Source organism: Skermanella sp. TT6 (assembly GCF_016653635.2).
Lineage (GTDB): Bacteria > Pseudomonadota > Alphaproteobacteria > Azospirillales > Azospirillaceae > Skermanella > Skermanella cutis.
The window spans coordinates 678,420-698,687 of the sequence record NZ_CP067420.1 but is presented as its reverse complement, the minus strand read 5'-3'; the positions used below and the strand labels follow the sequence as shown (position 1 = coordinate 698,687).

Sequence of the window (20,268 nt, the reverse complement as noted above, 5' to 3'; positions counted from 1 at the left end):
CGGCGTTACTCCGCCGGCGCTCGGTGACCGACGGCGGGGGCCTGCGGCGCGCGGCCCTTGCGGGCTTCCTCCTCCAGCCAGAGGCTGTGGTGCTCCCGCGCCCAGTTGACGTCCACCTGGCCGCTGCCCATGGCGTCGAAGGCGCCTTCCATGCCGACCGAGCCGATATAGATGTGGCCGATGATGCCGGCGATCAGCAGCACCGACAGCACGGCGTGGACCAGATGGGCGAGCTGCATGCCGGCCACGTCGGTGACGTAGAACGGGAACAGCAGCACGTAGCCGCTGGCCGCCACCACGCCGCCGCCCGCCACCACCATCCAGAAGATCACCTTCTGGCCGGCGTTGAACTTCTTCGCCGCGGGGTGCTTGCCCTTGGCGAACAGGCCCCCGGCCGCCTTGATCCAGGCGATGTCGGTGCGGTCCGGGATGTTGTGGCGGACCCAGACCAGCAGCATCAGGACGATGCCGAGGACGAACGGGAAGCTGAGGAAGTTATGCGCCAGCTTGCCGTAGATGGTGAGGGTGGTGAACGCCTCCGGCCCCAGCAGCGGGATCAGGATGTAGCGGCCGAACACCAGGTTGAGGCCGGTCAGCGCCAGCACCAGGAAGCTGACGGCCGTGATCCAGTGAGCGAACCGCTCGAACCCGTTGAACCGCTGCACCCGGAAGCGGGACGGCCCGGCGTCGATCCGGATCTTGCCTCGGACCATGTAGAAGACCACCAGCCCGGCGAGGCTGCCCAGCAGCAGCACCGCCGCGACGGTCTTCAGCGCGCCCTGGCGGAACTCCCGCCACTCGCGGCCTTCCGGCTGGATCAGCGTGGCCGACTTCCGGTCCGGGATGCTGACGCGGCCCTGGAAGCCACCCTGGAGTTGCTGGAACAGCAGCTGCTCGTTGCTGATGTCGGGGCCGGTCAGGGCGTTCGGCCCCGGCGGGATCGGTGCCGCGGTTTGATTGGCCGTCGTTTGGGCGCCCGCCCCGGCCGCCGGAACCAGCAGCAGGAGCGTCAGCGCGGCAAGGCGCAGGGCGCGCCCGAACCCGAGAGTCATCATGGACATGATCATTCCTCCAGCCGGTCCTAGGCGCTCGCCTTGTCCTTGTACGCGGTCGACCAGCCCCAGGCACCGGAGCCGTAACCGCGCCGGACGACGCGTTCCTTGTAGATGTCGGCGATGATGTCGCCGTCGCCGGCCAGCAGCGCCTTGGTCGAGCACATCTCGGCGCAGAGCGGCAGCTTGCCCTCGGCCAGGCGGTTGGAGCCGTACTTCCGGTACTCCACCGGGGTGACGTCGTCCTCCGGCCCGCCGGCGCAGAAGGTGCACTTGTCCATCTTGCCGCGGCTGCCGAAGTTGCCGACCTGCGGGTACTGGGGCGCGCCGAACGGGCATGCGTAGAAGCAGTAGCCGCAGCCGATGCACAGGTCCTTGGAGTGCAGAACCACGCCGTCGGCGGTCTTGTAGAAGCAGTCCACCGGGCACACCGCCATGCAGGGCGCGTCGGTGCAGTGCATGCAGGCCATGGAGATCGACCGCTCGCCCGGCTTGCCGTCGTTGAGGGTGACGACGCGCCGGCGGTTGATGCCCCAGGGCACCTCGTGCTCGTTCTTGCAGGCCGTGACGCAGGCGTTGCATTCGATGCAGCGTTCGGCGTCGCACAGGAATTTCATTCTTGCCATTGTCTTGATCCCCGCCTTACGCCGCGCTCAAGCCGCAACAATCCGACACAGGGTACATTTGGTCTCCTGCATGTAGGTGACCGGGTCGTACCCGTAGGTCGTCAGCGCATTCACCGAGTGGCCGAGCACGATCGGGTCGGTCCCCGGCGGATAGGCCCCGCGCTGGCTCTCGCCGTCCCAGAAGCCCGCGAAGTGGAAGGGCATGAAGGCGACTCCCGGGCCGACGCGGTCGGTGACCAGCGCCTTGACCTTGGCCTTGCCGTTGCCTTCCGGACCGTGGACCCAGACCATGGCGCCGTCCTTGACGCCCAGACGCGCCGCGTCCTGGGTATTGACCTCGACGAACATCTCCTGCTGAAGCTCGGCCAGCCACTTGTTGGACCGGGTCTCCTCGCCGCCGCCCTCGTACTCGACCAGGCGGCCGGAGGTCAGGATGATCGGGAAGTCCTTGGTGACGTCGCGGGCCTGCACCGTCTTGCCCAGGTGGGCCAGGCGGAAGTCGCGGCGGTCGTCCAGGGTCGGGTATTTCTCGACCAGGTCGCGCCGGGAGGTGTAGATCGGCTCGCGGTGGACCGGCACGGGGTCCGGCAGGTTCCAGGCGACCGCCCGGGCCTTGGCATTGCCGAACGGCGAGCAGCCATGCTTCAGCGCCACCCGGATGATGCCGCAGGACAGGTCGGTCGCCCAGCTCACCCCGTCGGGGTTGGCGCCACCGATCTTCTCGATGGTCGCCCGCTCCGCGTCGGCCAGGTCGGCGTCCCAGCCCAGCTTCTTCAGCATCCCGTAGGTGAACTCGGGATAGCCGTCCTCGATCTCCGACCCCTTGGACCAGGAGCCCTCGGCCAGCAGGGTGGCGCCGTCCTTCTCCACCCCGAAGCGGGCGCGGAAGGTGCCGCCGCCCTCCAGCACGTGCTTGGAGGTGTCGTACAGGACGTGGGTGCCGGGGTGCTTCATCTCCGGTGTGCCCCAGCACGGCCAGGGCAGGCCGTAATACTCGCCGGCGCACGGGCCGGACGACGCCTTCAGCGTGGTCCGGTCGAAGTCGGCCTGGTGCTGCATATGGAGCTTCAGACGCTCCGGCGACTGGCCGGAATAACCCGTCGACAGCGAGCCGGAGTTGATCTCCCGCAGGATGTCCTCCGGGTCGGGCACGCCGTTGACGACCTTGATGCGCTTGAACATCTCGTCGGCGAAGCCGAGCCGGGCCGCCAGCGCGTACATCACGTCGTAGTCGTTCTTCGACTCGAAGATCGGATCGACGACGCGGTCGCCCCACTGGATCGAGCGGTTGGACGCGGTGCGCGAGCCCTCGGCCTCGAACTGGGTGCAGATCGGCAGCAGGTATGTCCCGTCCTTGCGTCCGCTGACGGAGGCGAAGGTGGTCGGGTGCGGATCGGCGACGACCAGCAGGTCCAGCGCCTCAAGCCCTTTCCGCATCTCCGGCATGCGGGTCACGGTGTTGCCGCCGTGGCCGAACACCATCATGGCCTTGACGGGCGCGGGCTGCTCGATCTCGTCCGGCTTGGCCAGCACGGCGTCGAACCAGCGGGTGGTCGGGATGCCCTTCGTTTCCATGAACTTCTGGGAGACGAAGCGGCCCTTCATCCACTCGTAATCGACGCCCCAGACCCGGCACCAGTGCTTCCAGGCGCCTTCGGTCAGGCCGTAATAGGCCGGCAGCGAGGTGACGTCGAGGCCGAAGTCGGTGGCGCCCTGCACGTTGCAGTGGCCGCGGAAGATGTTGGCCCCTCCCCCCTCGACGCCGATGTTGCCCAATGCCAGCTGGAGGATGCTGAGCGCGCGGACGTTGGCGGTGCCGACGGTGTGCTGGGTCACGCCCATGCACCAGATCAGCGTGGACGGCCGGTTCTTCGCCATGATCTCGGCGACCTTGCGGACCTGCGCGCCGGGCACGCCGGTGACGCGCTCGACCTCCGCCGGGTCCCACTTCGCGACCTCGGCGCGGATCTTGTCCATGCCGAAGACGCGCTTGGCGATGTAGTCCTTGTCCTCCCAGCCGTTCTCGAAGATGTGCCAGAGCATGCCCCAGACCAGCGGGATATCCGTGCCGGGGCGCAGCCGCACATATTCGGTCGCGTGGGCCGCCGTGCGCGTGAAGCGCGGATCGACCACGATCATGTGGGCCCGGTTGACCTCCTTCCCGCGCAGCACGTGCTGCAGCGACACGGGATGGGCCTCCGCCGGGTTGCCGCCGATGATCAGGATCGCCTTGGCGTTGTGGATGTCGTTGTAGCTGTTGGTCATGGCGCCGTAGCCCCACGTGTTCGCGACGCCCGCGACCGTGGTGCTGTGGCAGATGCGCGCCTGGTGGTCGACCGTGTTGGTGCCCCAGAACGCCGCCATCTTGCGGAACAGGTAGGCGCCCTCGTTGGAGAACTTGGCCGAGCCCAGCCAGAACACCGATTCCGGCCCCGACTTCTCGCGGATCTCCAGCAGCCTGGCCCCGATCTCGTCGATCGCCTGGGTCCAGGAGAGGCGCTTCCACTCCCCGTTCTCCAGCTTCATCGGGTATTTCAGGCGGCGGTCGCCGTGGACCAGCTCGCGCACCGAGGCGCCCTTGGCGCAGTGGGTGCCGTTGTTGATGGGGCTGTCCCAGGCCGGCTCCTGGCCGACCCAGACGCCGTTCTGCACCTCGGCGGTGACCGAGCAGCCGACCGAGCAGTGGGTGCAGATGCTCTTCTTGCGGACGATCTCGACGCCCGGCGTGGTCGGGCCGGCCTCGGCCCTGCGGACCGTGCCGAACGTCAGGGTGCCCGCCGCCGCGAGCCCGCCGGCCGCCAGGCCGGAGCGCTTGAGGAAGGTGCGGCGGTCGACCGGCGCCTGCGCCGACGCCGCCGCTGCCGACAGGATGCCGGACCGGCGCGTTCCGGCCGACTGCGGACCCGGCGCCTTCGCTGAACCTCTCTTGACCAACATGGCGTGGCTCCCGTCAGAACCGATTGGTTTCGTAGTATTTCTTGACGTGGTCGGTCTCGCGGTAGCGCTGCTTGACGCGCTGCTCCGGCGTTTCCGCGGCTTCGGCCGTCCCGGCGGCGAGGAGCGGAGCGGCGGCGGCACCGGCGGCGCCCACTCCCATCACCCGCAGGAACTCGCGGCGTTCCAATCCATCCGCCTTGCCCTTGGCGCTCATCCCCGTGCTCCTTCGTGTCGAATGTTCAGCGTCATGCTTCAACTGCCCATCATTTTCTTTTTATTTGTGACTAACTGGCTGCATCTGACCGGTACTTTGACTTGATCGGCCTGTACTTCGAAAAAATCAGGCGGACATGCTGAAGGCTTCGGCCTCGATCGCGACGAAGAGCCGCCCGACCTCCCCCACGGGCCGGTATAGCACCGCCGACCGGGCCTTCTCCACGTCCTCGAAGAAGCGGGCGGCCCAGGGAGCGATGTGCCGGTCGTGGAAGCGGCGCTGGGTGGCCAGATCGGCCGGCGCGCCGAAGCTGCCCAGGATCAGGCCGGCCATCATCTCGCAGATGGAGGCGATATGGTCCTCCGGCTCCGACATGTCGGCCCGGCGTGCGATGCCGAAGCCCTGCATGTCGGCTCGCAGGCGGGCCAGCGGCTTCTCGTTGAGGAAGCCCGTCAGGTAGTAGGAGGCATAGGGCACCAGTTCACCCCGCGCGACGCCGATGAAGAGCGCGAAATACTCCCGCTCGGCGGTGACCGCATCGCTTTCGGCGGCGGCCGAGGCCAGCCGGGACAGGGCCTTGCCGAAGGCCGTGTCGTCCCCCCGGAGCGCCGCCACGCGCGTCAGGAGGTCCTGCGCCGGAGGGCGGACCAGAAGTTGGGCGAGCAGGCCGTAGCACTGCGCCCGCAGCAGGTCACCTTCGTCGATGTCAGCGCTCAAGTCATCACCAGAGTCAGTTACCAGTCATATTGAGGAGAAAAGATTAAAAAATCTTTCCGCCCGCTTCCCGAACGAATATACCGCGACGCAACGAAAGTTGCCCCGCCTCATCCTTTCGAGACTGCGCTAAATGTATAAAAATTGTGAAGGTTCGGCAATAGTGCTGAAGGAAGGGGTGGACCCCGATCCGGCAGGGCGGCGCCGACGCCCTGCCGGGGCTTCGACGCCGGCTCAGGTCGGGACGGCGCCGCCATGGCGGCGCCGACGGGACGGCGAGGGTTCAGGCTCCGGCACCGGCGGGGGCTCGGGCACCGACGCGGGCATCGGCTGCGGTTCGGGCGCGGCCTCGGCGATCAGGACGGGGTTCGCTTCCGGTTCGGGTTCCGGTCGGCGCTCCGGGGCGATGTCCGGGGCGGCCTCCGGCCCGGACTTCGGGTCTTCAGGCTGCGGTTCGGAAGCGGGCTTCTCCTCCGGGTCGAGCAGGCCGAAGGCGCGCCGCGCCAGGTCGGCGACATCGTCGGTCACCCTCAGCGCGCCGTAGCCCGGCGCGTTGAAGTCCCAATCGTAGTCGGCCAGCGTCTTGTAGCCGGTGATCGCCGGGTCGGTCACCCAGGCGCGCCGGAGCGCCAGGGTCCGCAGCTCGCGCGGGACGCCGGGCTTCAGGAAGGCGGTGTAGTCGCTGGCCTGGTCCAGGGTGTCGAGGGCGGGCAGCGACGCCGGATCGAACGGCTCCTCCGGCGCGGCCGGCTGGACGGCGTTCTCCGCCGGCACGGATTCGGGGGCCGGCTCGGCCTCCGGCACCGCCGACCGCTTCTTCAGCCGCGCCCAGCGGCCGAGGAAGCCTTCGTCGCGATCACTCGTCATCGTCGTCCTCTTCCGAGCTTTCGAAGCGCCCCTGCCCCGGCACCCGGATCGCCATGGCCTCGGGATCGACGCGGTCGCGCTTGCGCTTCCACTTCGTGCGCGGGACATGGTGGACCGCGACGAACGCCGCCATCCAGTCGCGGACGATGCCGGGCAGCGGCAGGGCTTCCACCAGGTCGTCGCCGGTGTCGGCGTGGGCATGGGCCTCGCCGGGGTCGACCGTGGCGCCGAGCAGCCTGACGCCGCGCTCGTCGTCGCTCTTGCGCAGCACGACGTAGATCGCGGGCTCGGGGCTTTCCAGGTTGTAGACGTAGGTTTCGGTCTCGCCGGGATAAAGGGCGAGCTCGGCCGTGCCGGCCAGGTAGCGCACCCATCCCTCCCCCTGGCCGAGGACGGTCCAGGCGGGCGCCGCCGGCGCGCCGGGCAGCACGGCGACCGGCTGCCAGCGGTGGGACTGCCAGGGATGGTCGATCCTTCGGTGCTCCACGACCACACCGACCGTCATCCGGTCGCTCGGCAGGGGGGTTCCGGACTCCGTCCCGGTGCTCATGGTCTCCGCCCTCCTTCGGCCAGCGGGAGATTGACCAGCAGGTTCTGCGGCTTCAGGCGGAGCTTGCGGTCGCCGGTCATCGCCATCGCCATGTAGACCGGCCGGCCGGCGACGCGGGGCAGCATGGCGGCGGGATCGTCGAACTCCAGCCGGAACAGGGCCAGCACGCGGGCCATGTCCGCCTCGTCCACCTCCTCCCCGCCGTACAGCGCGTTCATGATCGCGGTCGCCTCCCCGTCCAGGCCGACATGCCAGACCCAGCGCTCGTCCCGGATCCGCTGGACCGGGTGGATGCGCACGCCGACGCCCAGCATGTGGCGGACCCACTGCTCCAGCACGCGGCACAGGGCGTCCAGTCCGGGCTTCGGGAAACCCACCTCAAGCACCATGTCGAAGCGGTCGCTGCGCTCCCAGTAGAGGCCGGCGTTGGCCTCGGTCATGACGTCGAGGTCGACGCCGCGCACGGCGGTGCCGTTCTCCGACAGCAGGCGGCCGAGCGAGCCGAAGCCGCCGTCGCGGGTGCGCTGGTCCACGGTCTCCTCGTCGGCCACCAGGACCGCGCCGTCCTGGATGTTGACCCGCTGCGGCCGGAACAGCAGCTCGGCCGCCCGCACCCGCGTCGGGTCCGCGCAGCCGTCCAGCATGGTGCGCAGGATCAGGTGGACGAGCTGGTCGATGAACAGCGCGGGCACCCGCCCGGTGCCGCTGCGGACCAGGGCCAGGTAGCCCTCCTCCAGGGTGGAATGCGCGGCGAGGGTGTCGCGGAAGCCCAGCCATACCTCGTAGTTCTCGCGCGCGTCGGGATCGCCCAGGGCAGCCAGCCGCTCGGGCGGCACCTCCGCCCGGGGATCGGCGATCAGGGAACGGTGCAGCGCCAGCTCGGCGGCGCAGGATTCCTCCACCGGGCGGATCTCCGGCCGTGCGAGATATGCCCGCAGGAAGTCGTCGGTGACCTCCAGCCGGCCCTCGGGCGTGCGGTCGAGCAGGTGATGGCCGGAACTCAGCCAGAAATCGGCGGTCAAGTCAGTTTCCCTCTTCCTGATCCGGTGTGCCGTCCGGAACGATGGTCCAGATCGGCGCATGGTGTTTCTCCGCCCTGGGCTCGATCACCCGGAAGCTCTCCCGGATGTCGCCGTCGGGTCCGAACTCCCGGCTGACCGCCAGCAGCGTGTTGACCGGGTGCCCGCACAGCCCGGCGGCGAACTCCACCTCCTCCCGCGCGGCGGCCAGGGCGGATGCCCTGTCGGGCGCCCCGAACTCCGCGACGAAGCGGTCGGCCAGCGCCTCGACCACGACCGCCGTCTCGGACTCGCCCGCCTCGCCCACCGCCACCAGGGTGGACCAGCCGAAGCTGGACGTTCCCAGGAAGCCGTTGGCGAAGGCCTGCCGGGCCTTGCCCTTCAGCGCGGCCGGATCGGCATGGACGAACATGAAGGCGCCGGGCACCGCCCATTCGCCCGGTTCGGCCGCGCGCTCGAAGATCGCCGCGTCCGAGGCGTCGAGCCGGATGGTCCGCGGCAACCGGGTCATGACCATGTCGGTTCCCGCAGGACCCGGTCCAGCGCCACGCGGCGGATGCCGTCCTCCCGCCCCAGCAGCAGCCCGCCGGAGTCGTCGAGGCCGCTGAAGCCGCCGGACAGGCGGACGCCGTCCACCTCCAGCGAGATCACGTCGTCGAAGCCGGTGGCGCGGCTCAACCAGGCCTGCCGCACTTGATCGAACCCATCCTCCTGCCAACTGTTCATCCAGGCAAGGAAGTGCCTGCTGAAGCTCTCCAGCAACGGCAGCGCCTCGACCTCGCCGAACCCCTCCTCGTGGAGGGCGGTGCGGTCCGGGTGCAGGCCGGGGCTGTCGTCGGGAAAACCATGGACCTGGATCGAGATACCCAGTACCAGCCAGTCGGGAATGGCCTCCGCGCTTCGGGTCTCCGCGGCGGCCAGGCGGACGCCGCCGACCGTGGCGCCGTTCACCTCGATCCGGTCGGGCCAGCCGAAGGTGACCGGGATGTTGGGCGGCCCCAGGGCGCCCAGCGCGTCGCCCAGGCCGAGCAGCGCCACGTAGGAGACCGGCAGCGAGCGCGCCAGCGGCTCGTTCGGCTCCAGCACGACGGCGGCGTCCAGCCGGTCCTCCCGCCGGGTCCAGACCAGCGTGCCGGCCTCCGCCCCCGCCGCGGCGTCCGCCAGGGCACGGGCGAAGGCGCTGCCCCGTTGTATGGTTACCGAATGATAAATCGGAGGAAGCTCGGGATCCGGTGCGGAGTTTGAGATAATATCGGACACCAAGGCGGCACTCTCATGAAGATGGCAAGCTATCGCAAATATCGGGGCATTCCCCTAGGATCGCAATGAAACCTCTCTCCTTTGATCGCGTGACCGGCCCGATGGACGTAAACGGCCGCACCGTCCTCGTATGCAATTGCGAGGGCACGATGCCCCTGGACGGCGAGAAACTGGCCAGGGCGTGCGGCGCGGCAACCCCCGGCGCGGCATCCCACGTCGCCACCCAGCTGTGCCGCGCCGAGCTGGACCGCTTCACCGCGGCGCTGGACGAGGCTTCCGGCCCCGTGCTGGTCGCCTGCACCCAGGAAGCGCCCCTGTTCGACGAGCGGCGCGAGGACGCCCGGCCCGACGCGCGGGTCGGGTTCTTCAATATCCGCGAGCGCGCCGGCTGGTCGGACGAGGCCGCCGACGCCCACCCGAAGATCGCGGCGCTGATCGCCGAGGCGGCGCTCGACCTGCCCCCCGCCGGATCGGTCGAGCTGAAGTCGGAAGGCGTCGCCCTGATCTACGGCCGCGACGAGCAGGCGATCGAGGTCGCCCGGCAGCTGTCGGACCGGCTGGACATCACGGTGCTGCTGACCCGGCCGGGCGGCGTGATCCCGCCGCGCACCGCCGAATTCCCGATCCTGAAGGGCACCATCACGCGGGCGACGGGGCATCTCGGCGCATTCGAGATCGAGGTGGACGACTACGCGGTCCCGCTGCCGTCGTCGCGCCAGGCGCTGGCGTTCGGCCCGGCGCGGCGGGGCGCCAAGTCCACCTGCGACATCATCATCGACCTGACCGGCGGCACGCCGCTGTTCCCGGCCCACGGCAAGCGCGACGGCTACCTGAGGCCCGATCCCGGCAGCCCGGCGGAGGTCCAGAAGGCGGTGTTCAAGGCCGCCGACCTGGTGGGCGAGTTCGACAAGCCGCGCTACGTGAACTACCGGGCGGAGCTGTGCGCCCATTCCCGCTCGCGCAAGACCGGCTGCACCCGCTGCCTGGAGGTCTGCCCGACCGGGGCCATCGCGCCGGCCGGCGAGCACGTGGCGATCGACCCCTATGTCTGCGCCGGCTGCGGCTCCTGCGCGGCGGTCTGCCCGACCGGGGCCGCGACATACGCCCTGCCCGCGCCGGAGCCGCTCCTGGAACGGCTGCGCACCCTGCTGCTGACATATCACCGCGCGGGCGGGCGCGACGCGGTCGTGCTGGTCCATGACGGCGACCACGGCGACCCGCTGATCGACTTGGCGGCCCGCTTCGGCGCCGGCCTGCCGGCGCGGGTGATCCCCTTCGCGGTCAATTCGGTCACCCAGCTCGGCATCGAGGCGCTGGCGGCGAGCTTCGCCTACGGTGCCGCCGAGCTGCGGGTGCTGGTCTCCGCCCGCCCGCGCGAGGACCTGCTGCCGCTGGCCCGCAACCTGGGCCTGGCGGAGACGGTGCTGTCCGGCCTGGGCTTCGGCTCCGGCCGGGTCGGGCTGATCGAGGCCGACGATCCCGACCTGCTCACCGCCGAGCTGTACGGCATGGCGCGGCGGCCCGGGGCGGAGCCCGAGAACTTCCTGGCGCTGGGCGACAAGAAGGGCCTGTCGCGGCTGGCGCTGCGCAAGCTCCACGCCGTCGCCCCGGAACCGGTGCCGGTCCTGCCGCTGGCGGCGGGGGCGCCGTTCGGCACCCTCGACATCGACGTGGAGGGCTGCACGCTCTGCCTCGCCTGCGTCTCCGCCTGCCCGACCGGCGCCCTGTCGGACAACGCGGACCGGCCGATGCTGAGCTTCACCGAGGATGCCTGCGTCCAGTGCGGGCTGTGCCGGAACACCTGCCCCGAGAAGGTGATCCGGCTGAACCCGCGGATCGACTTCACCGACGCGGCGCGGTCCCCCGTGATGGTCAAGCAGGAGGAGCCCTGCCACTGCATCCGCTGCGGCACCGCGTTCGGCACCAAGGCGTCGATCGACCGGATCGCCGAGAAGCTGGCCGGCAAGCACTGGATGTTCGGCAACAAGGCCTTGATAGACCGCATCTACATGTGCGGCGACTGCCGGGTGATCGCCCAGACGGAAACCGCGCTCGACCCCTATGCCGGCCCCGAGCGCCCGCCGACCATCACGACGGAGGACTACAAGGCCTGACCGGGCGGGCGCGCGGCACGCAGCAGGGAGGCGATCTCCTCGTCCGGGCGGGCATTGTCCGTCCGAACGAGGACATACAGCTTGTCCGCGTCCAGGGTGACGTCCGGCGGCGGGTTGATCACGACCTTTTGGTCCTCGGCGCGCCGAAAGGCGATCGGCACGCCGATGTCCCGCCTGACCAGGAGCGCCACCAGGTCGGCCCAGCACCAGTCCGCGACATCGATGTCATAACGCCAGCACTCGTCGCCCCGGCTGGTGAACAGATCTTCGAGGATAGCCTCCGTCCCCGGAGCGGCGAGGGCGCGGACGATCATTTCGGGATATCCGCGTAGGGGCCTCACGACCAGATCGGCTCCGAACCGGCGCATCCTCGTTCGGTTGGCATCGTCGACGCATTCGGCCAGGATCCGGCCGCGCGCGCCGATCCCGCGCAGCCGGTCAACCATGTCCAGCGTGCGGCTGTCCGACCCGGGATCGCTGTCGCTCTCCGCCAGGATGATGATCGTGTCGGCCTCGGCGGCGTTCGAGGCCGCGAGCGCCTCGGCCCCCCACGGGTCGCCGGCATAGTGGATTACGCCGAGCCTGTGGATCGGCTCGGGCAGGCCCGCCCCGAAACAGGGCGTCACGATCTGGACGACCCGCTCCCGGAAGCGTCGGCTGTCGCGAAGCTCGCATACCAGCCTGGTGAGGTAGGCCAAGGCATTCTCGGCCGGAGCGTTGAGTATCAGGATATGGTCGCTCATGTTCCATCTCCAGCGGCCGCATCGCATGCGCTCCCGCCGTTCCGTACGGTGGTCGAAATACGTGGCGGCCGTCTGGAAGGCGATCCAGATGCCGCCGGCGAACACGAGGATCATGGTCGAGAGACGCCCGGGCAAGGTCTCGGCGCTGTAATCGCCGTAGCCCACCGTGGTCATGGTCGTCATGGTGAGCCAGAGCGCCTCGAAGGGAGTCAAACCTTCGAACGCCATCATGGCGATCACGTGCAGAAGGATGAGCGCCATCAGCCGGATCAGCATGCGCCTGAAAGCCCGGATCGGACTCGTGTTCGGAATCAAGGTCGTCAGGTCGGCCCTGCGTTTCCGGCGCAGCCGGGTGAACAGGTTCATCATGGGTTCCAGATGTCCCGCGCATCCCGGATTTCCAGCCTTGACCGCATCGCCCGGGCGGCGCGAATTCCGGCCCGATCCAAGAGCTATCGCCGGGCGTCGCGCTCCCTTTCGGGACCCACGTCGTCCCATGACCAGCCGGCATCCAGGACGACCGCTTGCATCTGGCATCTGCGCGGCGCGCGGGTTCCCATCGAACGGCGGAACTCGTCCATGCCGACGACCGGGATTCCGTGCCGGCGCAGCCGCTCCAGGTCCGGCAGGACGGGCGGCTCGGAAGTTGCCTCGATCGCCGCGTCCCGCATCCTTTCCAGCAGTGACGTGATGCCGACCTCGAGCGGCCGCGTGGCGGCGGTCACCGGCCGGACATCCGGTGCCACGCCGAAATGAAGCAGGTGAAGCGCCTCGTCCAGCACCGCGATCTTCATGTCGAACGCAGCTTCCCGCCTGGTGTTATGGAACGCGTAAAGCACGGGATAGACGAGATGCTGATGGCCGACTTCCATGACCATCGGGGCCAGCGCCGCTAGATGCTGCTCGAGCGCCGTGAAGCCCTTGCCGTCCCATCCCGACAGGACGACATCGGCCGGCGTGTCGCCGAGCCCGTGGATGTAGACCGCCAGCTGACGCTGCCGGGCTGCGGCCATGACCACCGGCAGCAGATACGTGGCCGCCAGCGAAACGGTCAGGAAGCCGTTGATCGAAGCCAGCGCCGTCGCAAGGCGCCATCCCGGACCGTCCGGCCGTATGTCCCCCAGCCCGAGCGTCGAGAGCGTGTAGCCGACGAAATAGGCTTTGCCCAGCCAGTCCGCCGGCTCGTCGGTGCTGTCGATCAGGACGTTGCCGGTCCCGGCGACGAACACGAGGGTCCAGCCGATCCAGAGAAGAAGCAACCAGTTGATCACGGTCGCCGCGGCGATGAGCGGCCCGACGAGCGCCAGGGAGGAGCGCAACCCTCGGTTCTTCAGAAAGAATGCTCTGGCGATCCGCCACAGCGTCGAGGTCAGGCGCCTGGTCACCGGGCCGGCGCCCCGAAGCGTCAGGCTCGTCACGAAAATGTCGCTCAGTGCCAATGCGATGACCGCGAGTCCGGCCACGGCGAAAACCAGGCTCATGTCCGGCCGCCGGACATCGTCGTTTCCATCGCCTGCCGTCAGTCCCGGATGAAATGCGGGATGAAGCGGCTGGTGTTGCGGGTCACGGGGGAGGTGTCCTCCCGGATGCCCATGCCGGCGGGCTGGCCGGCGACCACCCAGGAACCGATCACGGGGTAGTTCCCGTCGAAGCGGGGCAGCGGGGCGTATTGCTGGACCACGTGACCCTCGGCGCCGTAGGGTCCGCCCTCGGCGCCGAGCAGGCCGACGATCTCGACGTTGGCGCCCTCGCGGGACAGCAGCGGCTTGCGGACGTAGGGCTGCGCCAAGCCGTGTCCGCTCCCGTCGAAGAAGGCGGGAAGCAGGTTCGGATGGCCGGGGAACATCTCCCACAGCAGCGCCAGCAGGCCCTTGTTGGAGAGCACCATCTTCCAGGCCGGCTCGATGATCCGGGTGGTCCTGCGCAGCAGGCTGGTGCCGTACTGTTCCCGGACCATGAATTCCCAGGGGTAGAGCTTGAACAGCGTCGTGATCGGGCGGTCCCGCAGATCGACGAAATCTCCCGCGGCGGTCACCCCGATCTCCGCGACGTCGATCATCTCCGCGGCGAAGCCGGCCTGCTGCGCGCAGTCGGCGAGATAGGCCACGGTGACCCGGTCCTCCTCGGCGTCCATCACGCCGGCCAGGTGCAGCCGGCCGCCGGCCACGCCCACGCCCTTCCAGGCCTCGACCAGCCGTTCGTGGAGGGAGTTGAACTGGTCCGAGCCCCCGGGCAGGGCGCCGCGGCCGACCATCTGCTCCAGCCAGACCCACTGGAACACGGCGGCCTCGTAGAGCGAAGTCGGCGTGTCGGCATTGTATTCGAGCAGCTTCGGCGGTGTCGCGCCGTCATAGCTGAAATCGAACCGGCCGTAGAGGTTGCGCTCCCGGTCCGTCCAGCTCCGCCGGACCAGGTCGTGGAACCCGCGCGGTATGGCGAGGCGGTCCAGCACCGCCGGATCGCCGACGGCCCGGTCGACGACCTGGTAGCACAAGGCCTCCAGCGATCCGGTGGCCTCCTCGATCTCCTCGACCTGCGCCAGGGTGAAGCGGTAAGCCGCGGTCTCGTCCCAGTAGGGGCCGTTCTCGGAGTGGAAGGTGAAGCCGGCCTCGGCGGCCGTGTCCCGCCAGTCGGGCCGGGGGGCGAGGCTGATCCGGTCCACGGGATCAGCCGCCCGCCGTGCCCGTGGCGGCACCCCGGGCGCCGAAGCCGCCGCGGCTGACCGCCTGCCCGGCATTGGCGACGGGGGCGTTGACCGCCGCCGGCCGGACGCTGGTCCGCCCCACGGAGGACCCGACATCGACGTTGCCCGGCGTCCGGAACGATCCCGGCGTCCCGTTGACCAGCGGGCGGTAGAGCGGCTGGGCCGCCACGCCGGTCCGGCCCAGGGCGTTGCCCAGCATGTAGCCCATCATGACCGGCATGAAGAAGGATCCGCCCTGGCCGGCCTCGGCCTGCTGGCCGGTGGGACCCGCCTCGCACCTGCCGTCGCCGAACTCGGCCTCGCAGTCGGCCCGCGACGCGTAGCGCGGCGCGGCTTCGGCGTGGGCCGCCCTGGCGCTTTCGAAGTCGCGGCGGCAGTCGTCCGGATGTTCCTCGACGTTCGCCAGGCATTGCTCGACCGTCTCGTAGACCTGCGTTTCGACGCGTTCTTCGCAGGCGGTCAGCACGATGGCCGAGGCGCCGAGCATCGTAAGCTTTATTCTTCGCGATCTCTTCATCCCGTCCTCCTCGTGTTCCTGCCTTCAGAAGGTGGCCCGCCGGGATCGGATGCCAAGGTGTCCATTGGAGTGCGGTCGCCCGGACGGCCGACTCGGAACCCTTTGGCGCCGAGGCCATTTGACAAGGCATGGTTCCCGAACGCCGCGAGGACGACGCGATGACTGCCGCCAAGGAAGCCGCAGACCTGCCGACCGCCTCCCCCTCCGGCCGGCATGACGGCCATCGGGCGGGACGCCCGCACGTGGTCATCATCGGGGCCGGCTTCGCGGGGCTGGCCGCCGCCAACGAGCTGGGCGGGAAGGACATCGACGTCACCCTGATCGACCGGCGCAACTATCACCTGTTCGTCCCGCTGCTCTACCAGGTCGCCAGCGCCGCCCTGTCGCCGGCCGACATCGCGGAGCCGATCCGCCGGATCGTCAGCCACCATCCCAACATCGAGGTGATGCTGGGCGAGGTCGTCGGGATCGACAAGGAGTCGAAGAAGGTGGCGCTGGCCGACGGCTCCGCCGTTCCCTACGACCGGCTGATCGTCGCGACCGGGTCGACCCACAGCTATTTCGGCCACGACGAGTGGGAAAAGTACGCCACCGGCCTGAAGACGATCGAGGATGCCCGGCAGATCCGCGGCCGGGTGCTGATGGCGTTCGAGCAGGCGGAGATCTGCCCCGACCCGGCCAAGCAGCAGAGCCTGATGACCACCGTGATCGTCGGCGCCGGCCCGACCGGGGTCGAGATGGCCGGGGCGATCGCCGAGCTGTCGCGCCACACGCTGGCCCGCGACTTCCGCAACATCAACCCCGAGACGGCGCGCGTGATCCTGGTCGAGGCGGGTCCCCGCGTGCTTCCGGCGTTCCCGCCCGAGCTGTCCGAATACGCCCACCGGGCGCTGACGCAACTGGGCGTCACCGTCATGGTGGATACGCCGGTCGAGGACGTCATCGCCGAGGGAGTCACCGTCGGCGGGCGGTTCGTGCCGGCCGGCACCATCGTCTGGGGCGCCGGCGTCAGGGCCTCCCCCGCCGGGACGTGGCTGGGCGTGGAGACGGACAAGGCCGGCCGCGTCAAGGTGGAGGACGACCTCGGCGTCCCAGGGCATCCCGACATCTTCGTGCTGGGCGACACCGCCCTGGCGATGCACGACGACGGCCAGCCGCTGCCCGGTCTGGCGCAGGTGGCCAAGCAGCAGGGCGAGCATGTCGGCGGGAACCTGAACGCCCACCTGACCCGGGGCGCGCCGATGCCGCCCTTCAGGTTCAAGAACCGGGGCAACCTGGCGACCATCGGACGCAACTCGGCGGTCGCCGACTTCGGCAAGACGAAGCTGAAGGGCTTCACCGCCTGGCTGCTGTGGGGGATCGTCCACGTCTACCTGCTGATCGGCTTCCGCAACCGGCTGCTCGTCACGATGCAGTGGCTGGTCGCCTACGTCACATATCAGCGGGGCGCCCGGCTGATCACCGGGGAACGAAAGGCCCCGATCCGGGAAAACCACCGGCGGACGAGCGCCGCGGAGTAACGCCCCGGCCGTTTCCGCCGGTCAGGTCCCCAGCGCGTCGCGCAGGCGCAGCACCAGGGAATTCAGGTCGGCCGGGTCGTAGGGTTCGGCGATGCCGCTGCCCCATACCGGGTTCGGCCAGGCGGGATCGTCGCGCCGCCGCGCCACCACATGGACATGCAATTGCGGCACGACGTTGCCGATCCCGGCGACGTTCAGCTTGTCCGGCCGGAACATCCGGTCGAGCAGCGCAGACGCCTGGGCGATCTCCTCCATCAGGACGGCGCGGTCGCCGGGCGGCAGGTGGTGCAGCTCCGTCACGTCGGGCCGCGCCGGCACCAGGATCAGCCAGGGCCAGACCCGGTTGTTCATGCAGAGCAGCTGGCACAGGGTCAGCGGATGCACCAGCACGGTGTCGGCGGCCAGCCTGTCGTGAAGCTTGAACATGATCGGATCTTTCCTTCCCCCTCGTCGTCGAACGGAATAACGGGCGCCGGCCCATGTTTGTCCCATGGCATCGGCGACGGGGCATGTTTACGGGCTTATGGGGAGCATTGTAGCTTAAGTTAGCCATTAAGCAGATAAAATGCCGCATCGCACTCGCGGGGCGGGTTGTGGAATCTATCATTTCGCGATGGTTGAGGAATGCCGGGGACGACTCCCGCAGGGAGAGTCCTCTCCGGTAGACGGCACCAGGGTCCCGACCGGGCTCCGGCGCCATGGGTTTCGTGCGTTCTGGTGCAATAGGTCACAGGTCCTGTCCTATGGCGGCGCCGCGCCACGTGTCGGCGAGCAAGAAGAATAACGGAAAGCCGGCGACACATGCGCACATCAGCGATCCTCGTACTCATGCTCGTCATGCTGGGCAATCTCGGCGCCTGGGCGGTGGCCAACCGGCCCGAGGACGGGCGGCCCTGGGCCGGCCTGATCAACGGCGTGGCGCTCAGCCCCTATCAGGTGGACCAGAACCCGATCGAGGGCCGCCACCCCGGCCCCGCCGACATCGAGCGCGACATCTCGGCGCTGTCGGGCCACGTCAAGAGCGTGCGCAGCTACAGCTCGCTCAACGGCGCCGACCTGATCCCCCAGGCGGCCCGCCGCCACGGCCTGACCGTGACCCAGGGCGCCTGGATCCAGGGCATACCGGAAGTGGACGAGGCGGAGATCGCCAACCTGGTCCGCCTGACCCGTCACCATGACAATGTCCGCCGCGTGCTGGTCGGCAACGAGGCGATCCTTCGCACCGACGTGACGGTGCCCGAGCAGATCGCCAACATCGAGCGCGTCAAGCGGCAGGTCAACGTGCCGGTCTCGACGGCCGAGCCGTGGCACGTCTGGCTGGACCATCCCGAACTGGTCGCCGCCGTGGACTACATCACCGTCCATATCCTGCCCTACTGGGAAGGCGTGCCGGCGGAGGGCGCCGTCGAATACGCCCTGTTCCGCTACGACGAGCTGAAGGCGAAGTATCCCGGCAAGCACATCCTGATCGGCGAGATCGGCTGGCCCAGCGACGGCCCCTGGCGGCGCGGCGCCGAGGCGTCGCTGGTCAACCAGGCCAAGTTCCTGCGCACCTTCTTCAATGTCGCCGCGCGCGAGCGGCTGGACTATTACGTGATGGAGGCGTTCGACCAGCCGTGGAAGCGGACTCTGGAGGGCACCGCCGGCGCCAACTGGGGAATGTGGGACGCGATGCGGCAACCCAAGTTCCCGCTGTCGGGCGGGATCCTGGAAGTGCCGGACTGGCCGGTGCTGTGCGCCGTCGCGCTCGCCATGGCGTTCCTGCCGACCCTGTGGTTCGTGTTCCGCCGATCCGACCTGAAGCCGAGCGGCCAGTTCTTCTACGCCGCACTGATCCAGGCCAGCGCCTCGATCCTGGTCTGGACCGGCGCCTCGGCCCTGTCGTACGGCATGGCGGTGACCACCGAGATCGCCTGGGCGGTGCTGCTCGCCTGCCAGGTGGTGCTGCTGGCGGTGATGCTGTTCGACGGGCTGGAGCTGACCGAGGTGGTCTGGACGGACCGGTGGCGCCGCCGGTTCGAGCCGGCCCGGGGAACGCCCGGTCCGGACGCGCCCAAGGTGTCGATCCACGTGCCCTGCTACAACGAGCCGCCGCACATGGTCATGCAGACGCTGAACGCGCTGGCGAAGCTGGACTACCCGAACTTCGAAGTGCTGATCATCGACAACAACACGCGCGACGAGGCCGTGTGGCGGCCGGTCGAGGCCTTCTGCCACCAGCTCGGCGACCGTTTCCGCTTCTTCCACCTGCCGAAATGGCCGGGCTACAAGGCGGGCGCCCTGAACTTCGGGCTGGACCACACGGCGCCCGACGCCGAGATCGTCGCGGTGATCGACAGCGACTACCAGGTGGCGCCGGACTGGCTGTCGGCGACCGTGCCCTATTTCCAGCGCGCCGAGGTCGGGTTCGTGCAGTCGCCGCAGGACTATCGCGACTGGGGCCACGACACCTTCCAGGCCATGTGCAACTGGGAATACCAGGGCTTCTTCAAGATCGGCATGATCCAGCGCAACGAGCGCAACGCGATCATCCAGCACGGCACCATGACGCTGATCCGCAAGTCGGCCCTGGTCGAGGTCGGCCGCTGGGGCGAGTGGTGCATCACCGAGGACGCGGAGCTGGGATTGCGCCTGTTCGAGGCCGGGTACGAGGCGGTCTACATGCCGGACAGCTTCGGCCGGGGGCTCGTGCCCGACAGCTTCGCCGCCTACAAGACCCAGCGGTTCCGCTGGGCCTACGGCGCGGTGCAGATCCTGAAGCGGCACTGGCGGGAGATGATGCCGGGCAGCCGCACCCTGACGCCGGCCCAGCGCTACCATTTCCTGACCGGCTGGCTGCCCTGGTTCGCCGACGCGGCGCACATGGCGTTCGCCGCGGCCGCGGTGTTCTGGTCGCTCGGGCTGCTGGCCTTCCCGAAATATTTCGAGTTCCCGCCGACCGTCTTCATGGTGCCGACCCTGTCGGTGTTCGGGTTCAAGATCGTGTGCAGCCTGTGGCTCTACGAGGAGCGGGTCCGCTGCACCTGGCCGCAGAAGATCGGCGCCGCGGTGGCGGGCATGGCGCTGACCCATACGGTCGGGCGGGCGATCTGGCAGGGGATGTTCACCTCCGGCCGGCCGTTCGTCCGGACGCCCAAGTGCGAGAACCAGCCGGCGATCGTGCAGGGGCTGCTGCACGCGCGGGAGGAGATCGGGCTGATGCTGGGCCTGTGGCTGGCCGCGGCGGCGATCGTGGCGGCGTTCGGCCACGAGAACCGGGACGCCTTCCTGTGGGCCGGCCTGCTGGCCGTGCAGTCGCTGCCCTACCTGGCGGCCCTGGCGACGTCGATGATCAACGTCCTGCCGGCGCTGCGCCTGCGCCGCCGCAACGCCCCGCCGCAGGTCGCCGAGGCCGAAGCGGGGGATTGAAGGAAGGTTCTCCCGGAGGGGCG

Annotated in this window: 18 protein-coding genes; 3 read left to right on the top strand and 15 right to left on the bottom strand. The window is 69.2% G+C overall.

Annotation, left to right across the window (positions count from 1 at the left end; translation table 11 throughout):
• Positions 1 to 5: 5 nt before the first annotated feature.
• From IGS68_RS03235 to IGS68_RS03190, 10 genes are all read right to left on the bottom strand, one after another.
• A complete protein-coding gene (locus tag IGS68_RS03235; RefSeq protein ID WP_247881156.1) occupies positions 6 to 1,061 on the bottom strand; it encodes a formate dehydrogenase subunit gamma in 1,056 nt (351 codons plus the stop codon).
• 20 nt (positions 1,062 to 1,081) lie between these two features.
• Positions 1,082 to 1,678: a formate dehydrogenase FDH3 subunit beta gene (fdh3B, locus tag IGS68_RS03230; protein ID WP_201077275.1), complete on the bottom strand. Its 597-nt coding sequence runs from the start codon at positions 1,676 to 1,678 to the stop codon at positions 1,082 to 1,084.
• Between the two features lie 27 nt (positions 1,679 to 1,705).
• On the bottom strand, positions 1,706 to 4,615 hold the full coding sequence (locus tag IGS68_RS03225; protein ID WP_201077273.1) for a formate dehydrogenase subunit alpha: 2,910 nt from the start codon (positions 4,613 to 4,615) through the stop codon (positions 1,706 to 1,708).
• Positions 4,616 to 4,628: 13 nt separating this feature from the next.
• Positions 4,629 to 4,829, bottom strand: coding sequence for a hypothetical protein (locus IGS68_RS03220; RefSeq protein ID WP_201077271.1), 201 nt, complete (start codon positions 4,827 to 4,829; stop codon positions 4,629 to 4,631).
• 126 nt (positions 4,830 to 4,955) lie between these two features.
• The gene (locus IGS68_RS03215) at positions 4,956 to 5,546 is read right to left on the bottom strand and encodes a TorD/DmsD family molecular chaperone (protein ID WP_247881155.1); all 591 of its coding nucleotides are present in this window, start codon (positions 5,544 to 5,546) and stop codon (positions 4,956 to 4,958) included.
• A 231-nt stretch (positions 5,547 to 5,777) separates the two neighbouring features.
• The gene (locus tag IGS68_RS03210; RefSeq protein WP_201077269.1) at positions 5,778 to 6,410 is read right to left on the bottom strand and encodes a DUF3306 domain-containing protein; all 633 of its coding nucleotides are present in this window, start codon (positions 6,408 to 6,410) and stop codon (positions 5,778 to 5,780) included.
• Positions 6,400 to 6,960, bottom strand: coding sequence for a DUF3305 domain-containing protein (locus IGS68_RS03205; RefSeq protein WP_201077267.1), 561 nt, complete (start codon positions 6,958 to 6,960; stop codon positions 6,400 to 6,402). Before IGS68_RS03205 ends, IGS68_RS03210 begins: the two co-directional genes overlap by 11 nt.
• Positions 6,957 to 7,982 (bottom strand): DUF6352 family protein, encoded by a 1,026-nt coding sequence (locus IGS68_RS03200; RefSeq protein WP_201077266.1) that lies wholly within the window; start codon positions 7,980 to 7,982, stop codon positions 6,957 to 6,959. Before IGS68_RS03200 ends, IGS68_RS03205 begins: the two co-directional genes overlap by 4 nt.
• Position 7,983: 1 nt before the next feature.
• The gene (locus IGS68_RS03195; RefSeq protein WP_201077265.1) at positions 7,984 to 8,490 is read right to left on the bottom strand and encodes a DUF6505 family protein; all 507 of its coding nucleotides are present in this window, start codon (positions 8,488 to 8,490) and stop codon (positions 7,984 to 7,986) included.
• Positions 8,487 to 9,239, bottom strand: a complete 753-nt coding sequence (locus IGS68_RS03190; protein WP_201077264.1) for a biotin/lipoate--protein ligase family protein — start codon at positions 9,237 to 9,239, stop codon at positions 8,487 to 8,489. Before IGS68_RS03190 ends, IGS68_RS03195 begins: the two co-directional genes overlap by 4 nt.
• A 149-nt stretch (positions 9,240 to 9,388) precedes the next feature.
• On the opposite strand from IGS68_RS03190, the gene IGS68_RS03185 reads away from it, so the two are divergent.
• Complete coding sequence (locus IGS68_RS03185) at positions 9,389 to 11,353, top strand: 4Fe-4S binding protein (protein WP_247881154.1); 1,965 nt, start codon at positions 9,389 to 9,391, stop codon at positions 11,351 to 11,353.
• On the opposite strand, the gene IGS68_RS03180 is transcribed toward IGS68_RS03185, so the two are convergent.
• The 4 genes from IGS68_RS03180 to IGS68_RS03165 form a co-directional block, all read right to left on the bottom strand.
• Positions 11,341 to 12,465 (bottom strand): potassium channel family protein, encoded by a 1,125-nt coding sequence (locus IGS68_RS03180; RefSeq protein ID WP_201077262.1) that lies wholly within the window; start codon positions 12,463 to 12,465, stop codon positions 11,341 to 11,343. The two genes, IGS68_RS03185 and IGS68_RS03180, sit on opposite strands and share 13 nt — an antisense overlap.
• A gap of 83 nt (positions 12,466 to 12,548) precedes the next feature.
• Positions 12,549 to 13,577 (bottom strand): potassium channel family protein, encoded by a 1,029-nt coding sequence (locus tag IGS68_RS03175; RefSeq protein ID WP_201077261.1) that lies wholly within the window; start codon positions 13,575 to 13,577, stop codon positions 12,549 to 12,551.
• 38 nt (positions 13,578 to 13,615) lie between these two features.
• A complete protein-coding gene (locus IGS68_RS03170; protein WP_201077260.1) occupies positions 13,616 to 14,758 on the bottom strand; it encodes a glutathionylspermidine synthase family protein in 1,143 nt (380 codons plus the stop codon).
• Positions 14,759 to 14,762: 4 nt separating this feature from the next.
• Positions 14,763 to 15,317, bottom strand: a complete 555-nt coding sequence (locus IGS68_RS03165) for a DUF1190 domain-containing protein (RefSeq protein ID WP_201077259.1) — start codon at positions 15,315 to 15,317, stop codon at positions 14,763 to 14,765.
• 128 nt (positions 15,318 to 15,445) lie between these two features.
• Here IGS68_RS03165 and IGS68_RS03160 point away from each other — a divergent pair, with 128 nt between their 5' ends.
• Positions 15,446 to 16,837: an NAD(P)/FAD-dependent oxidoreductase gene (locus IGS68_RS03160; RefSeq protein WP_247881153.1), complete on the top strand. Its 1,392-nt coding sequence runs from the start codon at positions 15,446 to 15,448 to the stop codon at positions 16,835 to 16,837.
• Between the two features lie 21 nt (positions 16,838 to 16,858).
• On the opposite strand, the gene IGS68_RS03155 is transcribed toward IGS68_RS03160, so the two are convergent.
• Positions 16,859 to 17,263, bottom strand: coding sequence for an HIT domain-containing protein (locus tag IGS68_RS03155; RefSeq protein ID WP_201077257.1), 405 nt, complete (start codon positions 17,261 to 17,263; stop codon positions 16,859 to 16,861).
• 375 nt (positions 17,264 to 17,638) lie between these two features.
• Between IGS68_RS03155 and IGS68_RS03150 the strand changes: the two genes are divergently transcribed.
• Positions 17,639 to 20,245 carry a glycosyltransferase gene (locus IGS68_RS03150; RefSeq protein ID WP_201077255.1) on the top strand — a complete coding sequence of 869 codons (2,607 nt, stop codon included), beginning with the start codon at positions 17,639 to 17,641 and terminating at the stop codon, positions 20,243 to 20,245.
• Positions 20,246 to 20,268: the final 23 nt, after the last annotated feature.